Source organism: Nocardiopsis coralli (assembly GCF_014892575.1).
Lineage (GTDB): Bacteria > Actinomycetota > Actinomycetes > Streptosporangiales > Streptosporangiaceae > Nocardiopsis > Nocardiopsis coralli.
The window spans coordinates 299,134-319,396 of the sequence record NZ_JADBGI010000002.1 but is presented as its reverse complement, the minus strand read 5'-3'; the positions used below and the strand labels follow the sequence as shown (position 1 = coordinate 319,396).

The following is a 20,263-nucleotide window of genomic DNA, read 5'->3' as shown; positions in this document are numbered from 1 at the left end:
CTGTCTCAGGGGAGCAGCGGGACCTCCGCCCCCAGGAGCACCGTGGCCAGGGTCTTGCCGTGGGTGTCCAGGTGCAGCGACGTGGTCACCGTGTCCTCGGGGGCCCGCGCGAACACCAGGACGAGCGTGTGCACAGCGTCCAGCCGGTGCACGGTCAACGGGCCCCGCATCCGGTCCGCCAGTGCTCCACGGACCCGTTCGGTGGTCAGCGCCTCGCACAGCACCGGGTACCAACGCGGCTCGCGTGCGATGACCGAGACCGTGTTGAGGTTGCCCTTGTCCCCGGCCCTGGCGTGGGCGATGTCGCGCAGTCGGACGTTCACTGCGCCCCCTTCCCGACATAGGTGGTCACGGGCTCGACCAGATCGCGGCCGATGGTGGTGGACAGGATGCCGATCACCTCCGTGCTGCGGGTCCGCACGCCGCCCCCGCCCGCGGGGCCGCAGGTGTACAGGGCGGTGACCTCTTCCTCCACCGCCTCGGCGCCGGCCCGGTCCGGTCCGATCCCCGCCACACGCAGCCGGCACTCGCCCGATCCCCCGGAGGTGTCGCCGATCAGGTCGACCCTCGTCCGCACACGGCCACCCAGGCGCTCGACGGCGACCTCGCCGGCCAGCCGGGCACGCTCGGCGGCGCCGGGCCCCGCGTAGGAGATCTCGCCCTCGCCCCGGAACCCGGCCCGGTGGCCCACGCTGGCCTTCAGCCGGTCGGGCCGCGCCCTGCCACGCGCCCCCGCCACACGCACACGGTCGGTCCCGGCCGGGGACATGCGCACGCCCGTCAAGTCCAGTGAAACGTCCGGCGTCAGGTACGCGGCCGGATCGGTGACCTCGTAGGTCAGCTGCTCGGCCACGGTCATGGTGTCCACGCGCCCGCCCGTCCCGGGCAGCTTGGTGATCACCGCGGACCCGTCGGCGCCGACCTCGGCGAGCGGGAAACCCAGGTTCGCCAGGTCCGGCACGTCCTTCACCCCGGGATCGGCGAAGTACCCCCCGCTCACCTGGCCTGCGCACTCCAACAGGTGACCCACCAACGTGCCCGAGGCCGTCAGGTGCTCGTCGCGCGGATCCCAGCCCAGGCGTTCCAGCAGCGGTGCCAGGAACAGGGAAGGGTCCGCCGCGCGGCCCGCGACCACGACGTCCGCGCCGCCCCTCAGGGCCGGCAGCAGGGCATCGGCGCCCAGATAGGCGTTGGCGGAGACGAGTTCGCCGTGTGCCTCCAGGGGCAGGCCGTCCTCCCACGCCGGTGCCGAACGGTCGATCCGGTCCAGGACGTCGTCGCCCGTGACGGCGGCGACCCGGAGGGACACTCCTGCGTCCCGGGCCAGACCCGCGGCCATCCGCGCGGCCCCGAGGGGGTCGGCGGCCCCCGCGTTGGTGACGATCCTGGTGCCGTGGCGTGCCGACGGGCCCAGGAGGGGGAGCAGGCGCCTGCGCAACAGCGGGTCGTACCCGGGGCCGGAACCGTCCCGGGCGCGCAGGGCAGCCGCGGCCACCGTCCTCTCACCCAGGCACTCCAGGACGAGGGTGTCGAGCTCTCCCCTCTCCACCAGGTCGACGGCGGGCTCGAGGCGGTCGCCCGCGAACCCCGCTCCGCAACCGATACGGACACCACTGGGCACGAGTTCTCCTTCGGACGTGCGGTCAGGACTCACCGGGTCAGGAGACCCAGAGCGGGACGACACCCATCGCGGCCGCGGAGCCGAAGACCACCAGGCTCACAAGCCAGGCCCACGGCAGCAGGAACCGGATGTGGTCCCCGATGGACACCCCGGTCAGGCCCACCAGGAGGTAGAAGGCACCGGTCATCGGACTGATCGCGAAGCCCACGGTCTCCTGGCCGGTGATGGAGGCCTGCGCCACGTCGACCGGGGCCACCCCGAAGCTCTCGCCCACCGCCGTCAGGACCGGCATGACGGCGAAGTAGTAGGCGTCGGGGCCGAAGAGCAGACTCATCGGCACGGCGAGGACCCCGATGAGCAGGGTCAGGCCCGGGCCGAGGAAGGAGGGCATGGAGCCGGTCATGGACTCGGCCATCGCCTGGATCATGCCGCTCTCCTCCATGATGCCGAGGAACACCCCGGCTGCCAGCAGGGTGCTGGCCATGAGGATCGCGCCCCGGGCGTGGGCGTCGATCCGGGCAGTCTGCTGTTTCAGGCCCGGGTAGTTCAGGACCAGGGCGACCACCAGGGCCAGCATGAAGACCAGCTCCGGCGGCAGCACACCCGAGATGAGCACGCCGACGGTGGCCACGGTCAGGGCCGCATTGACCCAGTACAGGCGCGGGCGCAGCAGCTCGGCGGCCTCCGGGCCCTGTTCTTGCCCCTGGCCGTCTGCCCCATGCGCAGGGGGCTCTGTGCCGCCGACGGGCGCGGGAACCCTCGGCCCCGCCGGGGTCGCACGCAGCCGGTTGCGTTCGCGCACACCCAGGTAGTAGGCGATGGCCACACACGTGACCATGCCGATCAACTGGGCCGGGATGAGCGGGGCCCACAGGTCGTTGGCGGGGATGCCGGTGGCGGTCGCGGCCCGCGCGGTCGGTCCGCCCCAGGGAACCATGTTCATGATGCCCGCGCCCAGGCCGGTGAGCGCGGCCAGCACGAGCCGGCGCATGCCCAGGGCGTCGTACAGGGGCAGCATCGCCGGGACGGTGATCAGGAACGTGGTGGCCCCGGCCCCGTCGAGATGGGCGGCCATCGCCAGGAGCACCGTCGCCACCGCGATGGTCACGGGGTTGTTGCCGGCGAACCGCAGGACCCGGCGCACGACGGGGTCGAAGAGGCCCGCGTCCCGCATCACCCCGAAGTAGAGGATCGCGAAGACGAACATGGCGGTGGTGGCGGCCACGCCGTCGATGCCCTCGCCCACGAACGCCGAGACCTCGCCCGGACCGAACCCCAGCAGGAAGGCCGCGGTCACCGGGACGCCGATCAGGGCGACCACGGCTCCGACGCGGTTGGACAGCAGGAGCACGAGGACGACGGCGATGGTCGCGAATCCCATGAAGGTCAGCATCCGGGGGCTCCTCGAATCCGGGGGGCGGGGGTGGCTCGGGCCACATGAGCGCCATGTTTCCCCCGGGTTTCCGTGCATGTCCAGCATCGAATCCGCAAGGACCTATGATCCGGATGCATGGACGTGACACTGAGGCAGTTCCAGGTCTTCGCGGCCGTCGCGCGGTGCGGGAGTTTCACCGACGCCGCCGAGCAGTTGCACGTCGCCCAGTCCTCCCTGAGCCGGACCGTGATGGCCATGGAACGTGTGCTCGGGGTGCCGCTGCTCGAGCGCACCACCAGGAAGGTCCGGTGCACCGCGGAGGGGAACGAGGTGCTCGCTGTCGCCGAACGCCTGCTGTCGCAGCACCGGGCCGAGATGAACGGGCTGGAGCGTTACCTGCGCGGCGACCGCGGCGCGGTCACGGTGGCGACCCTGCCCTCCCTGGCCGCCACGTTGCTGCCCCCGGCGATCGTGCGCCTGCGCGAAGAGGCGCCCGGCATCGACGTGCACGTGCTGGACGGGATGTCGGAGGCGGCCCTGGACCGGCTGGAGGATGGCGAGTGCGACCTGGCCCTGGTCGTGGTCGGCCGTTCGCGCCCCGGCGTCCGGGCCTCCCCGCTGGTCAGGGACCGCTTCCAGGCGGTCCTGCCCGTGGGACACCCCCTCGCCGAGCATGCGGCGCCGACGTGGGGCGACCTGGCCGCCGAGCCCTTCGTCGTCACCGGCGGGGACTCGAGCGTGCGCAGCGTCGCCGAGCGCGCGCTCCGCGACGCCGGCGTCCTGTCCCCGCACCTGATCCAGGCGGGGAACATCTCCACCGTCGGGGGACTGGTCTCGGCCGGCCTCGGTGTCTCGGCCCTGCCCACCCTGGCCCTGCCCCTGATGGGCTTCGCCCCGCACACCCGCAGGCCGCTCGGAGGGCCGGTGACCGAACGCGGTCTCAGTGTGGTCGTGCCCGAGCACCGGAACCCCAGCCCTGCGGCGCGGCGCTTCCTCCGGGTCCTGCGGGACATGCGCGAGGAGGGGCACCCGTTGCCCGAGGGTGCGGAGTGGGAGGGGTGAGCCGGGCCGCCCGCGCCCGGGGGGCGCTGTCCCCGGGTCAGCGGCTGGGTCGGACCCCGAAGGCCGCGGGGTCGATCGGCCGGTCGGCACGGGGGAGCTTGCCGACCACCAGGCGGTAGGACTCGGTCACCAGCTCGTGCACGAGGTCGGCGTCGGCCCCCGCTGCGTCGGGGACGTCGGGGTACAGCGTGATCCAGTGACGTTTGTTCATGTGGTAACCCGGGCCGATCCCGGGGTGGCTCTCGCGCAGCGCCTCGGCGTCGATGGGAGCGGCCTTGAGCGTGACCACCGGCCCCGCCTCGAGCTCGGTCATCAGCAGGAAGACCCTGCCGCGGACCTTGAAGACCTCGTGCTCGGGCCCGAACGGGTACACCTGCTCGCTGCCGGGGAGCTCGAGGGCGCGTTGCCGGGCGGTGTCCTGCAAGCGGGTGCCGTCCACGGTGTGCCCTTTCCCTGTGGTCTGCTCCGGCCGCACGCCGGAGGCTTCCGTGCCATGATGCCCGCCTGCCGACCGCAGGTGTCGAACACACAGGAGAGTGGAGGAAGGGGGAGGTGAGAACCCTGCAGGCCCACACCCCCGCACGTGCGGCCGTCCTCGGATGGGCCACCCTGTGGCTGCTCTCCTGCTGCGGGTGGATCCTCCTGATCGGCCTGGGGCGGTACTCGAGCGGGCCGACGCAGTGCGCGTTCGACGGCACCTCGTTCTTCGGCGAGAGCTCGTGGTCGTGGCTGCCTCCGGGGCAGGTCTGCACCTGGGAGGTCACCGCCGGCGGGCAGAGCCACACGGTCACCGATGCGCCTTCGGCGGCGCGCCTGGCCGTCCCTGTGCTCCTGCTGCTGTGGGGCGCGACCGTGGCGACGCTGAGCCTGTGCCGGCTGCGCGGGTGAGTGCGGGGCTGGTTCCGAGCATGTTCTTGGGCCAGAATGCCCGGATGGCCACGCTCGAGACACCCCGCTTGCTCCTGCGCCGTTGGCGCCCGGACGACGTCGGTCCCCTGGCGGCCGTCAACGCAGACCCGGAGGTCATGCGGTGGATCGGTGACGGCAGCGTGCGCGACGAACAGCAGACCCGCCGCGGGGTCGAGGCGATGGAACAGCAGTGGGACACGCAGGGCTTCGGCCTGTTCGCCGTGGAGATCCGCTCCACCGGCCAACTGGCCGGCTTCACCGGCCTTGCGGTTCCCCACTTCATGCCGGAGCTGCTGCCCGCGGTCGAGGTCGGCTGGCGGCTCGGGCGTTCCCACTGGGGGCAGGGCCTGGCCTCGGAGGCCGCCGCGGCCGCGGTGCGGTACGGCTTCGAGGAGTGCGGGCTGGACCGGATCGTCAGCATCGTCCAGCCGGGCAACGGAGCCTCCGAACGCATCATCGCGAAACTGGGGATGTGCCTGTTCCGCGAGACCGTCGACCCCGGCTGCGGCCGTCCGGTGCGGGTGTTCGAGCTCCGCCGGACCGACGTGTGAGGGGCCGGGGAGGACCGGCGACCTCGGTCACCGTCCTCCCCGGCCCTCGAAGGCGTCACCGCACGGGCAGGCCGGTGATCTGGCGGCCGATGATGAGCTTCTGGATCTCGCTCGCGCCCTCGAAGATCGTGAAGATCGTGGCGTCGCGGTGCCAGCGCTCGACCGGGTACTCACGCGTGTAACCGTTCCCGCCGAGGATGCGCACGGCGTTCTGGGTCACGAACGTGGCGGTCTCACTCGCGTAGAGCTTGCTCATGGAGCCCTGCGCGTTGTCGAAGTCCTTGTCGTTGCGGGCCATCCAGGCGGCGCGCCACACGAGCAGGCGGGCGGCGTCGATGCGGGTGGCCATGTCGGCGAGCTGGAAGGCCACACCCTGGTTGTCGCCGATCGGCTTGCCGAACTGCTCGCGCTGGGTGGAGTACTCGAGCGCGTACTCGTAGGCGGCGCGGGCGCAGCCGATGGCCATGGCGCCGACGGTCGGGCGGGAGGCCTCGAAGGTCTTCATCGCGGCCTGGCCCTTGGACCGGCGGCCCTCGCGCGCGCGGGCGAGGCGCTCGTCGAGCTTCTCCTTGCCGCCCAGCAGGCAGGAACCGGGGATCCGCACGTCGTCGAGGATCACCTCGGCGGTGTGGGAGGCGCGGATCCCGTGCTTGGCGAACTTCTGGCCCTGGCTCAGGCCGGGGGTGTTCGGCGGGATCACGAAGGTGGCCTGGCCGCGGGAGCCGAACTCGGGTTCGACGGAGGCGACGACGACGTGGATGTCGGCGATCCCGCCGTTGGTGGCCCACGTCTTGACGCCGTTGAGCACCCACTCGTCCTTGGCCTGGTCGTAGACCGCGCGGGTCTTGATGGCCGAGACGTCGCTCCCGGCGTTGGGCTCGGAGGAGCAGAACGCGGCGAGCTTGACGTCGTCCGCGGTGCCGAACATCTGCGGCGTCCACTCCATGAGCTGTTCCTGGGTGCCGTTGGCGGCCACTGAGACCGCCGCCAGGCCGCTGCCGGTGATGGCCAGGGCGATGCCGGGGTCACCCCAGTACAGCTCCTCGAAGGCGACCGGGATGCCCAGGCCGCTGGGCTCCAGCCACTGGTTGGCGAAGAAGTCCAGGGAGTACAGGCCGATCTTGGCGGCCTCCTGGATCACCGGCCAGGGGGTCTCCTCCCGCTCGTCCCACTCGGCGGCGGCGGGGCGGATGACGTCTTTGGCGAACCCGTGCGCCCAGTCCCGGACGTCCCTGACGTCCTCGTTCAGTTCCAGGCTGAAGCCGGGGGCGTTGCCCTCACTCATGCGCTCTACATCCTTCGTCGGGCCCTCGGGGGAGGGGTGGCCAAGTGCGTGTTACCAACGGTAACAGTTGGCCTTGTGCAGGCACAATCACCCCGTTCACCAGGGGCGTCCGGCGGGCCGGGGTGCGATCCCTCCTGCGCACGGACGCGCAGTGGGGCGGGAGCGGAGCCGAGGGGAGGCCTTGACATGCCGGTGCGCCGCCTCGGATGATGCGCGTCACATTGGCACCCACCCCCATTTCCGGAGGCGTCCATGGCGTCGCGCTACGGCGACTACCAGCTCGAGATCTACCTGAACGGCCTCACCGGGGTCGTTCCCTCCCACCCCATGACCTTCGCCGAGCTGGAACGCCGGGCCGCCGAGACCCTCCCGCCGTGGGTGTGGTCCTACGTCGCGGGAGGCGCCGGCGACGAACACACCCAGGACTCCAACGCCGCCGCCTTCCGGCGCTGGGGCATCTACCCCCGCATGTTCGTCGGGGCCTCCGAACGCGACACCTCCGTCGACCTGTGCGGGATCCACCTGCCCTCACCGCTCATGATGGCCCCGGTCGGCGTGGTCGGCCTGTGCTCCCAGGACCGGCACGGAGACCTGGCCACGGCCGAGGCGGCGGGCCGCACCGGCGTGCCGATGATCGCCTCCACCCTGTCCCAGGACCCCATGGAGGACGTCGCCGCACGCTTCGGTGGCACCCCCGGCTTCTTCCAGCTCTACACACCCACCGACCGCGAGCTGGCGGCGAGCCTGGTGCAGCGGGCCGAGGCAGCGGGGTACGCGGGCATCGTCGTCACCCTGGACACCTGGGTCACCGGGTGGCGCCCGCGCGACCTGGCCACCGCGAACTTCCCCCAGCTGCGCGGCCACTGCCTGGCCAACTACACCTCCGACCCTGTCTTCCTGGAACGCGTGGGCGAGGACGCCGCGCCCGACGCCGTGGTGGCGCACTGGGCCGGGATCTTCGGCAACCCGCTCACCTGGGACGACCTCCCGTGGCTGCGGTCGCTGACCGACCTCCCGCTGATCGTCAAGGGTGTCTGCCACCCGGACGACGCCCGCCGTGCGGCCGACGGCGGCGTGGACGCGATCTACGTGTCCAACCACGGCGGACGCCAGGCCAACGGAGGCATCCCGGCGCTGGAGTGCCTGCCCGACGTGGCCGCCGCCACCGACCTGCCGATCGTCTTCGACTCCGGTGTCCGCTCGGGGTCGGACGCGGTCAAGGCCCTGGCGCTGGGGGCGACCGCCGTCGCCGTGGGCCGCCCCTACGTCTACGGGCTGGCCCTGGGCGGCGCCGACGGGGTCGTGCACGTCCTGCGGTCTATGCTCGCCGAGGCCGACCTGCTCATGGCGGTCGACGGTTATCCCTCGTTGGCCGACCTGGGCCCCAAGGCCCTCAAGGACCTGCGCGCCTGAGACGGGCCCGCCGCCCGTGTGTCCGTCCAGGTCACCGAGGCGGGGCGGCCTAGTGTGGGCCGGATGGAAGGACTGACCCTGGTCTTCTCCCTCGTCGCGGCGACGGCGGGCATCGTGCTCTGGCGGCTGGAGTGGCTCAAGGCGCCCCGGCACGCCTGGCGTGTACGCCGCCACCTGGTGCGGCCCGAACCCGGCAGCGAGGGGTACTGCGACGTCTACGTCCTGCCCGAGGGCCGCTACACCGTCTACAGCGTCGTGTGCACACTCCACGGCGCGTCGGTCCAGAACAAGCAGCCGCGCGCCCGCCGCAACCGGGTCTCACCCGACTCCGCGCCGCTCCACCTCACCGTGCCGCTGGCCGACCCGGACCCCGAGGACCTGTGGGTGGAGATCACCTGGGTGACCTTCCGCCCCTGCCTGCACCACGGCGAACGCATCGACGTGCACACAGGACAGTTCCTGCGCTGGACCTGGCTGTGGCGCTCCCTGCGCGTGCGCGGGCGCCCGGGTGAAGGTGTTGCGGGGCTGCGCCTGTGCCGCACGCGGGGGCGCTGGAAACACAGTTCCGCGCTCCCGCTGGTGATGATCCCCGGCGAAAGCTGACGGCCGGGCACCCGGCCCCGTGACACACGAGAGCCGGGGCGCAGCGCGCCCCGGCCCCTCGACCACTGTCCCCGCGTGGGCGGGCGTACTCACTCCCGGTTGTGGCGCTCCAGGAACGTGTACACGTCGTGTTCGTCCACGCCCGGGAAGGTCCCCGAGGGCAGCGCCGAGAGCACGTGCGAGTGGGCCCGGGCGGACGGCCACACGTTGCCCTCCCAGCGCGCCGCCAGTTCGGCGGGCGGGTGCACGCAGCACTCGCCGCCCGGGCAGTTGGACTGGGTGCGGTTGGTGGTCTCGCGACCCCGGAACCACCGCGACTCCTTGTACGGCACCCCCAGCGTGATCGCGAAGTTGCGCTCGCGGCTGGGGTCGACGTGGGCCACGCACCAGTGGGTGCCGTTGGGCTTGTCCGTGTACTGGTAGTAGATCGAGTACCGGTCGGGGGAGGCGAAGACCTGGCGCCCGGACCACTGCCGGCACATGCGCTGGCCCTCGATCGCGCCGGTCTCGTCGGTGGGGAAGACCAGCCCGTCGTTCTCGTAGGCCTTGTAGATGATGCCGGTCTCGTCGTTGCGGATGAAGTGGCAGACCAGATCCAGGTGGCGGTGGGCCAGGTTGGTGAACCGGTGCGCGGCCATCTCGTAGGAGACCGAGTAGACGTCGCGCAGGTCCTCCACGGACAGGTCCCGGGCCGCCTTGGCCTCCTGCAGGTACTTCACGGCCGTGGACTCGGGGATGAGCACGGCGGCGGCGAAGTAGTTGGCCTCCACCCGCTGGCGCAGGAAGTCGCCGAAGTCGTCGGGCTTGCGGTGTCCCAGGATCACGTGCCCGAGGGTCTGCAACAGGATCGTGCGGGGGCTGTGCATGCCCAGCGTCGTCTCGCGCTTGAGGTAGATGCGCCGGTTGACGTGGTCGGTCAGCGAACGCACCGAGCGCGGCAGGTCCTGCACGTACTTGAGGGTGAAGCCGTGGTGGGTGGCGATCGCCAGGATCTGCCCCTGGGAGAGGGGGCCCGCGGTGTAGTTGACCGCGTTGAGGGTCTCGGCGGCGGCCCGCTCGATGTGCTCGAAGTAGTTGCCGCGCTCGCGCATCTGCCACCGCAGCTCCGCGTTGGCCCGTCGGGCCTCCTCGGGGGAGGCGGTCGGCTTGGCGCTGCGGCGCCTGAGCTCGTCGTACAGGCCCACGATGTGCTCGAGCACGTCGTTGGGGACCCGCTTGCCGACCTTCAGGTGCGGCAGGTCCAGCCCTTGGTAGAGGGGATCGCGCTGGGCCTCCTCGACCGAGATCTCCAGCTGCGCGCGCCGGCTCGGGGGCTGCTTGGACAGGAGTTCCTCGACGGAGACACCGAGCGCAGTGGCGAGCGAGGTGAGCAGGGAGAGCTTCGGTTCACGCTTGCCGTTCTCCAGCAGGGACAGCTGGGAGGGGGCCCGACCCACGCGTTCGCCCAGGTCGGAGAGGGTCATCCCGCGTGCGCGGCGCAGGTGGCGCAGCCGCTGCCCGAAGGTGACGAGATCTAGGTCACCCGTCAAAGACGGTATTTCTTCGTTCCCAAAGTACGTCATGCGTTCATGGTACGGAAAGAATCAAGGATCTTCACCCGATTTTGAGTGGAAAACTCTTGGATCTTCCCCAAGAATCATAGTTACCGGCGGGGAACTTACGGGCCGGGGCTCACCCCTCAGCCCCGGAACAGGACTCTCTCGACCGGTACGAACACCTTGGGGACTACACGTAAGGCGGGAACGAAGATGAGCACCAGCGCTCGCCGTCAGGAAGCCAGCGCCGCGCTCCAGCGCGAGTGGGAGACCAACTCCCGCTGGGCCGGGATCGAGCGGAACTACTCCGCCGACGACGTGATCAAGCTGCGCGGTTCGGTCAACGAGGAGCACACTCTGGCCCGTCGCGGTGCCGAGCGGCTCTGGGACCTCCTGAACAACGAGGACTACGTCCACAGCCTCGGCGCCCTCACGGGCAACCAGGCGGTCCAGCAGGTCCGCGCCGGGCTGAAGGCCATCTACCTCTCGGGGTGGCAGGTCGCGGCCGACGCCAACCTGTCCGGCCACACCTACCCGGACCAGAGCCTCTACCCGGCCAACTCGGTCCCCTCCGTGGTCCGCCGCATCAACAACGCGCTCCTGCGCGCCGACCAGATCACCTGGTCCGAGGGTGACGACAACGCCCCCGAGTGGCTCGCCCCGATCGTCGCCGACGCCGAGGCCGGCTTCGGCGGCACCCTCAACGCCTACGAGCTGATGAAGGGCATGATCGCGTCCGGCGCCGCCGGTGTGCACTGGGAGGACCAGCTGGCCTCCGAGAAGAAGTGCGGCCACCTGGGCGGCAAGGTCCTCATCCCGACCGGCCAGCACGTCAAGACGCTCAGCGCGGCCCGCCTCGCAGCGGACGTCGCCGACGTGCCCTCGCTGGTCATCGCGCGGACCGACGCCCAGGCCGCGACGCTGATCACCAGCGACATCGACGAGCGCGACCAGCCCTACATCAGCGGCGAGCGCACGGCGGAGGGCTTCTACCGCTTCCGCAACGGTGTCGACGCCTGCGTCGCCCGCGGTCTGGCCTACGCGCCGCACTCCGACCTGCTGTGGATGGAGACCGGCACGCCGGACCTCGAGGTCGCCCGCGACTTCGCCGAGCGCATCAAGGCCGAGTACCCCGACCAGATGCTCGCCTACAACTGCTCGCCGTCCTTCAACTGGAAGCGTCACCTGGACGACTCCACCATCGCCAAGTTCCAGCGCGAGCTGGCCGCCATGGGCTACAAGTTCCAGTTCATCACCCTGGCCGGCTTCCACTCCCTGAACTACTCGATGTTCGAGCTCGCCAAGGGTTACGCCGAGACCGGCATGACCGCCTACGTCGACCTCCAGGAGAAGGAGTTCGCGGCCGAGGCCGATGGCTACACCGCCACCCGCCACCAGCGCGAGGTCGGTACCGGCTACTTCGACGAGATCAGCACCACCATCTCGCCCGAGGCCAGCACCACCGCCCTCACCGGTTCCACCGAGGAAGACCAGTTCTCAGCGGCTCACTGACTCTGGCTCTTCCCTTCCCTCGGCGGTCGCTCCCTCCCCGCTTTCGTGGCTGGGGCGGGGCGGGGGCGACCGCCACCCCCTAGCCGTCGACCATGCGCGCTCCGTGTCACACGCGCATGGTCGACGGCTTTTTGTATGCCTTTCGGGGTGGTGTGCGCGAAGCCGGTGGTCCTCGAGCTGCCGCCGGTAAACGCGGGTCCGCTGGCCGGATGCGGCCAGAAGAGGGCGTGCTCACCCCTGGTCACCGGACGACGACGCCCATAGGCTGACCGTAGATGGGTCACAGATCAATAACGCCCGGTTCGAGTCATGTCCGGGCCGAGTACCGCGAGACGGCCCCACGGGTTCACCCCGGGTCGACCCACGGCACACACATCCCCTATCTGATGGAGTCATCGTGAAGCTCGAGGACATCAGCAAGGAGACCCTGACCACCCTCCGCCGTACCCTCGCCGGCAGCGCCATCGCGGCCGTGGCCGTCTTCGGCGTCGCCGCCTGCGAGGACACCGCCACCGACGACCCGGGCGTGGAGGACCCCGGCGTCGAGGCCCCTGAGGACGGCCTGGAAGAGGCCCCCGAGGACGGTCTCGACGACGCGCCCGACGACCCGGAGGGCGAGGACTGACCCGCCCGTTCCGTGTGACCACCGCGGCGGCCGCAGGAGAGGGACCCGTCCCGTCCCTCCCGGCGGCCGCCGTCGCCGTGTGCACGTAGATTCGACGCGTGAGCGACAAGACCGAAGCCGCACCGGGCCACCGCACACCCGTCCCGTCCGCGATCACCCCGCGCCTGATCCGCTGGGAGATCCTCTGCGTCCTGGCGCTGTCCCTGGGCGCGGCGGCCGTCTCGGCGACCATCACGTTCCTGGGCGTGCTCACCGCGCCCGAGTCCCTCTCCGCGCAGAGCACCAGCCTCATCAACAGCCGCGCCGAGGACCGCCCCTGGCTCGACCTTTCCCTGCAGCTGCACGCGGTCGTCTTCGCGCTCGCGCCGGTCGCGCTCGTGGTGTACCTGCTGCACCGGAGCTCCGAGTCGGCCCGCACCATCGGGTTCGACCTGCGCCGGCCCGGCTTCGACATCGGCGGGGGCGCGCTCCTGGCCGCGCTCATCGGCCTGGGCGGGCTCGTGGTCTACGTGGCCTCCTGGCGACTGGGGCTCACGCTCACCGTCACCCCCAGCACCCTGGACGGCAACTGGTGGGACGTGCCGATCCTCGTGCTCCAGGCCGCCAAGAACGGCATCCTCGAAGAGGTCATCGTCGTCGGCTACCTGCTGCACCGCCTCGCCCAGCTGGGATGGAGCCCGTGGAAGGCGGTCCTGGCCAGTTCGGTGCTGCGGGCCTTCTACCACGCCTACCAAGGGGTGGGCATGTTCTTCGGCAACCTGGTCATGGGCCTGGTCTTCGGCTGGTTCTACCTGCGCTACGGGCGGGTCATGCCGCTGGTCGTCGCGCACACCGTCATCGACGTGGTCGCCTTCGTCGGTGCCGTGTACCTGCTCGGCAACATCGACTGGCTCCCGGGCTGAAAAAGCCGGTGGAGTGTCGGTCCCGGGGCGTAGGATGCGTCGGGTCCCGCCCCCTGACCCAGAAGGCTCCGCGCGTGCGACCCCTGTTGTTCCTGGACGTCGACGGCCCCCTGAACCCGTTCCACGCATCCCTTGCGGCCCTGCAGGAGGGCTACACCGCCCACTCCCTGCGTCCGCGGGGGTGGGCCCCGCCCCTGCCGGCCCTGCGCGTGCTGCTCAACCCCGACCACGGCGAGCAGCTGCTGCGCCTTCCGTACGAGCTCGTGTGGGCGACCACCTGGGAACACGAGGCCAACAGCATGATCGGCCCCCGGGTCGGCCTGCCCGAACTGCCCGTGGTCGAACTCCCGGCCCGCGGGAGCGCACCCGACGGGGTGTTCTTCAAGACCCCGGCGCTGGTCGAGTACGCCGCCGGACGCCCGTTCGTGTGGGTCGACGACGAACTCACCGACCGCGACCACGAGTACGCCTGCAACCACCACCGCGCGGCGCTCCTGCTGCACCGCATCTCGCCCGCCCACGGGCTGGTCGAACGCGACCTGGACCTGCTCGCCCGGTGGGAGCCGGCCCGCACCGCGGCGATGGTCCCCGGAAAGGCCCACGAGGGGTGAAACCGGCCGGCGTGACCGGGGCGGGGGAGCGGTACCCCGGCCCAGGCGTTCGGGCGGGGCTGCGCCTATCCTGTGGCGCATGAACCACGTCACACCCGCCGACGGCGACCCCATCGTCACCATCGGCGCCGCGCACAACGGCCCCGATGGGTCGGGCAACGGCGGATACAGCGCTGGTCTGCTCGCCGAACGCCTGACCGCACCCGGAGGCCCGGCCGTCGAGGTCACCCTGCGCACCCCGCCGCCCTTGGAGGACCCGCTCACCCTGACCACCGACGGCGCCGTCCTCACCATGAGCGGGCGCGAGACGGTGGCCGAGGCCCGCGCCGCCGACCTCACCGACGAGGCCGTGCCCGGCGCTCCGGTCGACCCGGCGACCGCGAAGGAGGCAGAGGCCCGCTACCCGGGGCTGAGCGAGCACCCCTTCCCGCGGTGTTACAGCTGCGGACCGGAACGTGCGGAGGGCGACGGGCTGCGCCTGTTCCCCGGTAGCGTGCGCGCGGGCAGCGGACCGGACAACATCGGCAACACCGTCGCCTGCACCTGGGTCCCCGGCCCCGAACTCGACGACGGCACCGGCCACGCCGACCTGCGGCAGACGTGGGCCGCCCTGGACTGCCCCGGCGGCTGGTCCAGCGACATCGTGGGCCGGCCCATCGTGCTCGGGCGCATGACGGCCCAGGTCGCCGAGGCCCCGCGCACCGGCCACACCCACGTGGTCACCGGCCACCTGCACGCGGTGGAAGGACGCAAGGTGCTCACCGGCAGCGCCCTGCACGACTCCGAGGGGCGCCTATTGGCCCGCGCGCGGGCCACCTGGATCACCCTGCGCTCCTGAACACGCAACGCCCCGTCCCCGCACCCGTTACCGTGAAACCTTGTGGCCCTCGAAGAAACACCGCAGAGCGCTCTGACCGAGAACGGTTCCCGCCCGCGCCCGACCCCCCGCACCCGGGGGCGCGGCGTGCGCGGGCGCGACCCCGAACGGCGCCGGACGATCCTGGACGCCGCCGACCGCGTGATCCAACGCGACGGCCCCGACGCCTCGATGGTGGCCATCGCCGCCGAGGCCGGGATCAGCAAACCGATCCTGTACCGGCACTTCGGTGACAAGGGCGGCCTCTACCGTGCGCTCGCACAGCGCCACGTCGACCCGCTCATCGAACGCATCCGGGCCGAGCTGCACCAGCACACCGAGTTCGAGGTGCGGGCGCGCGCGACCGTCGGCGCCTACCTGTCGATGATCTCGCAGAACCTCAACCTGTACCGGTTCCTCATGGACCGGGCCACCTCCGAGGACTCGCGCACCCGCAGCGACCTGGGGCTCATGGTGCGCCGCCTGGGCGACGAGCTGGCCGAACAGCTGGTCACCGAACGCGACTTCACGTCCCGCTCGCGTTCGCAGATCGTCGCGCACGCCGTCGTCGGCATGGTGCAGGCGTCGGGGGAGTGGTGGCTGGAGCACCCCGAGGTCAGCGAGGAGGAGATCATCGACGATCTCACCGACGCGGTCGTGGGGGCTATCCGCCAGAGCGAGAGCTGAGCCGGGGCTTGCGGTCCGGGTGGTGCGGCCGGTGTCGGCTGCCCAGGGTGCTGCGTAGGGGGGCGGACGCTCGGGCGGCGCAGCGCCGGGCAGTTCGGGGCGGGCCGGAGCGGGGCCGGTCGGTGCTGCCGGGGGTGGGGGAGAGGCTGGGCGCCGCCGGCCTTGTGGTGCCGCTACGCCGAGGCGGGTGCGGGGGCTGGGCCCATGGGCTGCACGCTGCGTCCGGTTCCGGCCATGAAGGCACACGAGCCGACAACGGAGGACAAAAGGGGTAGACAGCCACTCTCGGTCGCATGAGGGTACGTATGTGCGATCATGCGGTTTTTGCGGTTCCCGAGCGGATACCTTCCCTACGGGGCGGCCCGGCCGCTCGCCCGCGGAACACCGAGGAGGGGGCACGTGTCGGAGAGCACCTACCACCAGATCCACTTCGCCTGGGCGGAACCCACTCTGCTCGGGCGCGTGGGTCCCGGGCCCGCCGCCTCCTCCCTGACCGAGAGCGGACGGCCCTCCCTTCGGTCCTGGCGCGACCGCCTCGTTCCCGCGCTCACCGTCGACTACCGGTCCGCACTGCCCGGGACCGACCCCTCGGACCTTCCCGAGACCCTGTGGGCGCGCAGTTACGCCGACGGGCAGGCCGCCCTCGTCTACCGGTGGCCCGGTGACGTGCGCGACGCGCACGCCTGGGCCGTGGTCGGGCCCGCCAACGGGCTCACCCTGCCCCGTATCCTCAGTCTGCACGAGAACCCCAACACCCGCCCCGCCGCGCGCAGGCCCCCCGTCCCCGGCTGGGGGAGCATGCCCACGCTCGACATGCCCACCCCCTGGGAGCTCACCGCCGCGCCCGGGGCCGTGCGCACCCGGGACCGCCGCGCCGCGGAGACCACGGTCCAGGGCGAAGCGGTGCTCGTCGGCGCGGTCGCCTCCGCGCTGCACGCCCCCGACCGGCCGATCCGCATCGCCCTGGAACCCGAGCACGCCGACCTGTGGCAGGCCACCCAGATCCGGGTCCTGTGGGGCATGCACCGGATCCTGCACGACGTGCTCACCCCGGCGCGTGCGATCCCCGCGGCCGGGTGGCAGTGGTCCTTCTCCACCTACGACCCCGACCTGGCCACCGAGGGACAGCACCTGGCCTTCGGCCCGCCCCGGCCGGGCACCGACGGGCCGTACCTGCACACGCCCGACCCCGAGTACCGGCGGGTGGCCGAGCGCCTGGTCGAGGTGTTGCGCGACGAGGGCGGGGACGCGCTCGCCGACCACCTGCGCGACCGCGGCGTTCCGGACGCACCCACGTTCGGCGACCGGCGTGCGCTGCTCGCGGAGTGGTTGGACCCGGACGGGGCCGCGGAGGTGCCGAGCAGCGCGGGGGTGACCTCTGCCGTCGCCGCCGCATCCGTGGGGGAGGGGGACACCCACCTCGCGGAAGCCGGGGCCGGCGCGGTCTCCGAGCCCGGCGCACGTTCGACCGGTGCGGACGCCTCTGGTGAGGCCAAGACGCACGGCCGTCCGGGCGATGACGATCGGGTCGTCGCGGGTGGTGTTCGGGGGACGGGTCTTGCTGCCGACCCGAACCCGCGTGTCCGAGCGGGAACCGGGAACGGAGGAGAAGCCGTCGGGGAACCCGGCCAGGATCGCAGCGGTCACGACGGTGACACGTCGCCTGCTGACGGTTCTCCGAGCGCATCCGGCGTGCGGGGCGAACGCTTGCCCGGCACCGACGAGAGCGACGGCGTCGACATCCCTGAAGCTGAGCCGCTGCCCTCCGACGACGCAGCGGACGGCGGGGGGACCGGGGCGGCCTCCACGGCAACGTACGGGCGCGGCGGTTCGGGTTCCGGTAACGCCCTCGACGAGCGCGGGCAGGTCACCGAGGACCTGGTGGGCTCGGGCGTCTCCGGCCCGTCCGAGGGTGAGCCCTCGCGCGGCGTGGGCGCCCAGCGCGAGCGGATCGACGCACCGCGCCCGGAAGGGGCTACCCGTCCCGACGATGCCCGGGACGAGGCAGATCGCCCGGGGGCGGCCCACCACGCCCCTGAAACTGGGCACGGCCGTCCGGGATCCGGGAGCGCCCTCGACGAGCGCGGACAGGGCGAGCACGATCGCTCGGAGCCGGACACCTTCCGGCCGTCCGGTGGCGAGGACCGGTACAGCGGGCCCCCGCCCGAGGGGGAGAGCGTTCCCCGCCCTGGCGCGGCTCCTTCGCCTGCGCACGACGGCTCGGAAGACGTGTCGGCCACGGGTGTCGGACTCGGTCGGGACGGTGCCTCCTCTGCGTTCGCGAACTCGTCGGGCACGCAGAACGAGGCGGCCGACCCGTGGCCGCGCTCAGCGGCGGACGACCCCTCTTCGGCGCTCGTTGGACAGACCGGACACGAGTCCGTGGGTGCCGTCTCGGGCGAGGACCACCGTGAAGAGGCCGTCGGTGACGCCGAGGCCGCAGGCTCGGACCGGCCCCGCCCTCGCGCCTACCCCCGGTCCGTCGCCGGCGCCCACCCCTCCTTCCGCCTGAACCGGCCGTCCGACGAGGACGACGGCGACCCCCTGCCCGAGGTCGAGGACCTCGACGCACCCGAGTCCGCTCGCGACGTGCGCGTGCCCGTTCCGGAGAACGGGGTCGGCGGGCGCGAAAGCCCGGGGGACGCCGAGCCCACCGAGGACGCGCGGTCGGAGGGCAGGGCGCCCCAACACCCGCCAGGCTCTCCCCGGCCGCTCTTCGGCGAACGCAGGCCCGGGTTCGCGCCACCCGCGGAACATCCCGTCTTCGGGGCCCCCGAACCGCACGATCCCCCCTCGAGACCCACCGGTGAACCCCCGCCCCTCCACCTCCCCCGGAGCCACGAGAGCGACCTCCGCCCCCGGACCCCTGATGACCCCGCCCCGGCCCCGACGGGCCCCACGGATCCCCCGGACCCCGTGGAAACCACCGAGAGCTTCGAACCCGCCGCCCCCGAACCCCGCCGATCCGACGCCGGAACGACCCGTGTCCGCAGCGGGTCGCGCCGGCATGCCGAGGAGGCCTTCGGCGGGCCGGCCCGCGAGGAGCCGCCCGAGGACGACGACACCTACGACACCGACGACACGGACCACACCGACGAGGACGGGGCGCCGCACGAGCGTTCCCCCGCGCAGGCTCCGCCCCTCCTGGTCGCGCCCGACGGGGTCCCCGCCCCCGACTACGCCGCCGAGACCGAACCCGAGACCGACCCCGACTTCGACGACAGCGGCGCCAACTGGCCCACCCAGTACGCGGACCTGCCGCTCGCCCGGCTGGAACGCTGGCACGCCAAACGCGGCCCCGAGGGCGCCCACACCGACGTCGTCGACGCCCGGGCCGCGGTCCGGGCCGAACGTTCCGAGCTCCAGCGGGTCCGGGACGAGCGCGACCACTACCACGCCGAGGTCCAGGACCTGCGGCGCGAGGTGGCCCGGCTCGACCGGCCCTTCCTCGACGGCGACGACGGGCCGGTCGGTGCGGACGGTGGCCGACGGTGGCCCGCACGCCTCCTGGTGGTCGTGCTGCTGGTCGCCTTCCTCGCCACGGGGCTGGAGGCCGGGGCCCGCTTCGGGGTCGGAGCCCTCGACGTGCTCTCGGCGCTGCCCTTCGTGCCCTGACCGGACGGGGCCGATCGGCGCCGCGCTGTGTCGAGCGCGACGGACATCGGCGCACCGGAGCGGTCCCGGCCGCTCCTAACCTTGGGGACATGACCGACAGCGCGACCCCGGCCCCGCTCCCGCCCGAACTGGTGACGGCCGTCCTGGACCTCGATCTCCCCCAACGCCACCTGGACGACATGGCGGCCGCCCCCGACTCCGTCGGCGACGTCCTCCTGGAGGCCGCCGGGGAGATGCGCGAGACCGACCCCGACTCCGCCCGGGCCGTGCTCGGGGTCCTGCGCGAGCACGCCCCGCAGGACGACCACCGCCAGTACGCCGCGCACATGCTCTCCCAGATCCTGCGCGCGCAGGGCAGCTCCGAGGAGGCCGACCGGATCATCAGTGACCTCCTGCGCCCCGGTGTGCTCGGCCGCGGCATGGCCGCCGTGCTCGCCGAGGAGTACGCCGAGAGCGACCCCGACACCGCGCTCTACTGCTACAACGTGGCCTGCCGCAGCATCCTCGCGCAGCCCGCGGAGATCGTCGGGCAGCTCGACCCCCTCGGGCTCGTGCTCCTCACCGGGCGCGCCCGCGTGCGCGAACGCCTCGGGCACGCGCCCGACGCCCACGACGAGCAGGCTTCGGCCGCCGACGCGTCCGGTACCGGGGTCGACACGGAGATGGAGATGCTGGACCGGGCCATGCGCGAGGGGTCCGAGGACGAGGGGGACGACGCCCCCGCCGTGTACGTCGCCTACGACCGCGCGTTCCTCGACCAGGCACAGGAACGCGGCCTGATCACCGACCCCGGCGCCCACCACCACGACGTCGAACGTGCCCTGCGCTCCGCCGCGCGTGAGACCCCCGGCACCGCGCTGCACACGGCGACGGCCACCCCGGACCAGGTCCTCGCCTACGCCTTGGCCGCCGACCTCGACCCGGCAGACCCCGGAACCCGCGACCAGTGGGCCCGGACCTTGGACGCAGACGCCCTGTCGTCCTGGCCGCCCGAGCGCAACCAGGCCTGCTGGTGCGGCTCCGGGCGCAAGTACAAGAAGTGCTGCGGAGCGCCGTCCGTGCGCTGACCGCGCGGGGATCTTGCTACCAGAGCCGACTTCG

The 20,263-nt window shown here is 72.3% G+C and carries 19 protein-coding genes; 13 read left to right on the top strand and 6 right to left on the bottom strand.

Annotation, left to right across the window (positions count from 1 at the left end; genetic code table 11):
• Positions 1 to 5 precede the first annotated feature (5 nt).
• Genes IDM40_RS03240 through IDM40_RS03230 form a run of 3 tightly spaced genes read right to left on the bottom strand, consistent with a single transcriptional unit; the run spans position 6 to position 3,014 of the window.
• Entirely contained in the window at positions 6 to 323 is a 318-nt protein-coding gene (locus tag IDM40_RS03240; protein WP_193120372.1) for an AtuA-related protein, read from the bottom strand.
• Positions 320 to 1,621, bottom strand: a complete 1,302-nt coding sequence (locus IDM40_RS03235; protein ID WP_193120371.1) for an acyclic terpene utilization AtuA family protein — start codon at positions 1,619 to 1,621, stop codon at positions 320 to 322. Before IDM40_RS03235 ends, IDM40_RS03240 begins: the two co-directional genes overlap by 4 nt.
• Positions 1,622 to 1,658: 37 nt before the next feature.
• The gene (locus tag IDM40_RS03230; RefSeq protein WP_193120370.1) at positions 1,659 to 3,014 is read right to left on the bottom strand and encodes a CitMHS family transporter; all 1,356 of its coding nucleotides are present in this window, start codon (positions 3,012 to 3,014) and stop codon (positions 1,659 to 1,661) included.
• A gap of 117 nt (positions 3,015 to 3,131) precedes the next feature.
• Here IDM40_RS03230 and IDM40_RS03225 point away from each other — a divergent pair, with 117 nt between their 5' ends.
• Positions 3,132 to 4,058 (top strand): LysR family transcriptional regulator, encoded by a 927-nt coding sequence (locus IDM40_RS03225; RefSeq protein WP_193120369.1) that lies wholly within the window; start codon positions 3,132 to 3,134, stop codon positions 4,056 to 4,058.
• A gap of 37 nt (positions 4,059 to 4,095) precedes the next feature.
• Here the strand turns inward: IDM40_RS03225 and IDM40_RS03220 are convergent, their stop codons facing one another.
• Positions 4,096 to 4,497, bottom strand: a complete 402-nt coding sequence (locus IDM40_RS03220; RefSeq protein WP_193120368.1) for an MmcQ/YjbR family DNA-binding protein — start codon at positions 4,495 to 4,497, stop codon at positions 4,096 to 4,098.
• A 113-nt stretch (positions 4,498 to 4,610) separates the two neighbouring features.
• On the opposite strand from IDM40_RS03220, the gene IDM40_RS03215 reads away from it, so the two are divergent.
• Together IDM40_RS03215 and IDM40_RS03210 are read left to right on the top strand one after the other, a co-directional pair.
• Positions 4,611 to 4,946 carry a hypothetical protein gene (locus IDM40_RS03215; protein ID WP_193120367.1) on the top strand — a complete coding sequence of 112 codons (336 nt, stop codon included), beginning with the start codon at positions 4,611 to 4,613 and terminating at the stop codon, positions 4,944 to 4,946.
• Between the two features lie 44 nt (positions 4,947 to 4,990).
• A complete protein-coding gene (locus tag IDM40_RS03210) occupies positions 4,991 to 5,518 on the top strand; it encodes a GNAT family N-acetyltransferase (RefSeq protein WP_193120366.1) in 528 nt (175 codons plus the stop codon).
• Between the two features lie 55 nt (positions 5,519 to 5,573).
• On the opposite strand, the gene IDM40_RS03205 is transcribed toward IDM40_RS03210, so the two are convergent.
• Complete coding sequence (locus tag IDM40_RS03205) at positions 5,574 to 6,803, bottom strand: acyl-CoA dehydrogenase family protein (RefSeq protein ID WP_193120365.1); 1,230 nt, start codon at positions 6,801 to 6,803, stop codon at positions 5,574 to 5,576.
• Positions 6,804 to 7,055: 252 nt separating this feature from the next.
• Between IDM40_RS03205 and IDM40_RS03200 the strand changes: the two genes are divergently transcribed.
• Positions 7,056 to 8,216: an alpha-hydroxy-acid oxidizing protein gene (locus IDM40_RS03200; protein WP_193120364.1), complete on the top strand. Its 1,161-nt coding sequence runs from the start codon at positions 7,056 to 7,058 to the stop codon at positions 8,214 to 8,216.
• Positions 8,217 to 8,279: 63 nt separating this feature from the next.
• Positions 8,280 to 8,819: a hypothetical protein gene (locus tag IDM40_RS03195; RefSeq protein WP_193120363.1), complete on the top strand. Its 540-nt coding sequence runs from the start codon at positions 8,280 to 8,282 to the stop codon at positions 8,817 to 8,819.
• 89 nt (positions 8,820 to 8,908) lie between these two features.
• On the opposite strand, the gene IDM40_RS03190 is transcribed toward IDM40_RS03195, so the two are convergent.
• Positions 8,909 to 10,348 carry an XRE family transcriptional regulator gene (locus tag IDM40_RS03190; protein ID WP_193120362.1) on the bottom strand — a complete coding sequence of 480 codons (1,440 nt, stop codon included), beginning with the start codon at positions 10,346 to 10,348 and terminating at the stop codon, positions 8,909 to 8,911.
• Between the two features lie 219 nt (positions 10,349 to 10,567).
• Here IDM40_RS03190 and aceA point away from each other — a divergent pair, with 219 nt between their 5' ends.
• The 8 genes from aceA (at position 10,568) to IDM40_RS03150 (ending at position 20,229) form a co-directional block, all read left to right on the top strand.
• Positions 10,568 to 11,866, top strand: a complete 1,299-nt coding sequence (gene aceA, locus IDM40_RS03185; protein ID WP_193120361.1) for an isocitrate lyase — start codon at positions 10,568 to 10,570, stop codon at positions 11,864 to 11,866.
• A 397-nt stretch (positions 11,867 to 12,263) separates the two neighbouring features.
• The gene (locus IDM40_RS03180) at positions 12,264 to 12,491 is read left to right on the top strand and encodes a hypothetical protein (protein ID WP_193120360.1); all 228 of its coding nucleotides are present in this window, start codon (positions 12,264 to 12,266) and stop codon (positions 12,489 to 12,491) included.
• A gap of 98 nt (positions 12,492 to 12,589) precedes the next feature.
• On the top strand, positions 12,590 to 13,393 hold the full coding sequence (locus tag IDM40_RS03175; RefSeq protein ID WP_193120359.1) for a CPBP family intramembrane glutamic endopeptidase: 804 nt from the start codon (positions 12,590 to 12,592) through the stop codon (positions 13,391 to 13,393).
• Positions 13,394 to 13,467: 74 nt separating this feature from the next.
• Positions 13,468 to 14,004: an HAD domain-containing protein gene (locus tag IDM40_RS03170; protein ID WP_193120358.1), complete on the top strand. Its 537-nt coding sequence runs from the start codon at positions 13,468 to 13,470 to the stop codon at positions 14,002 to 14,004.
• A 79-nt stretch (positions 14,005 to 14,083) separates the two neighbouring features.
• Positions 14,084 to 14,842: a hypothetical protein gene (locus tag IDM40_RS03165; protein ID WP_193120357.1), complete on the top strand. Its 759-nt coding sequence runs from the start codon at positions 14,084 to 14,086 to the stop codon at positions 14,840 to 14,842.
• A 42-nt stretch (positions 14,843 to 14,884) separates the two neighbouring features.
• Positions 14,885 to 15,547, top strand: a complete 663-nt coding sequence (locus IDM40_RS03160; protein WP_193120356.1) for a TetR/AcrR family transcriptional regulator — start codon at positions 14,885 to 14,887, stop codon at positions 15,545 to 15,547.
• Positions 15,548 to 15,946: 399 nt separating this feature from the next.
• The gene (locus IDM40_RS03155; RefSeq protein WP_193120355.1) at positions 15,947 to 19,162 is read left to right on the top strand and encodes a hypothetical protein; all 3,216 of its coding nucleotides are present in this window, start codon (positions 15,947 to 15,949) and stop codon (positions 19,160 to 19,162) included.
• A gap of 89 nt (positions 19,163 to 19,251) precedes the next feature.
• On the top strand, positions 19,252 to 20,229 hold the full coding sequence (locus tag IDM40_RS03150) for an SEC-C domain-containing protein (protein WP_193120354.1): 978 nt from the start codon (positions 19,252 to 19,254) through the stop codon (positions 20,227 to 20,229).
• Positions 20,230 to 20,263: the final 34 nt, after the last annotated feature.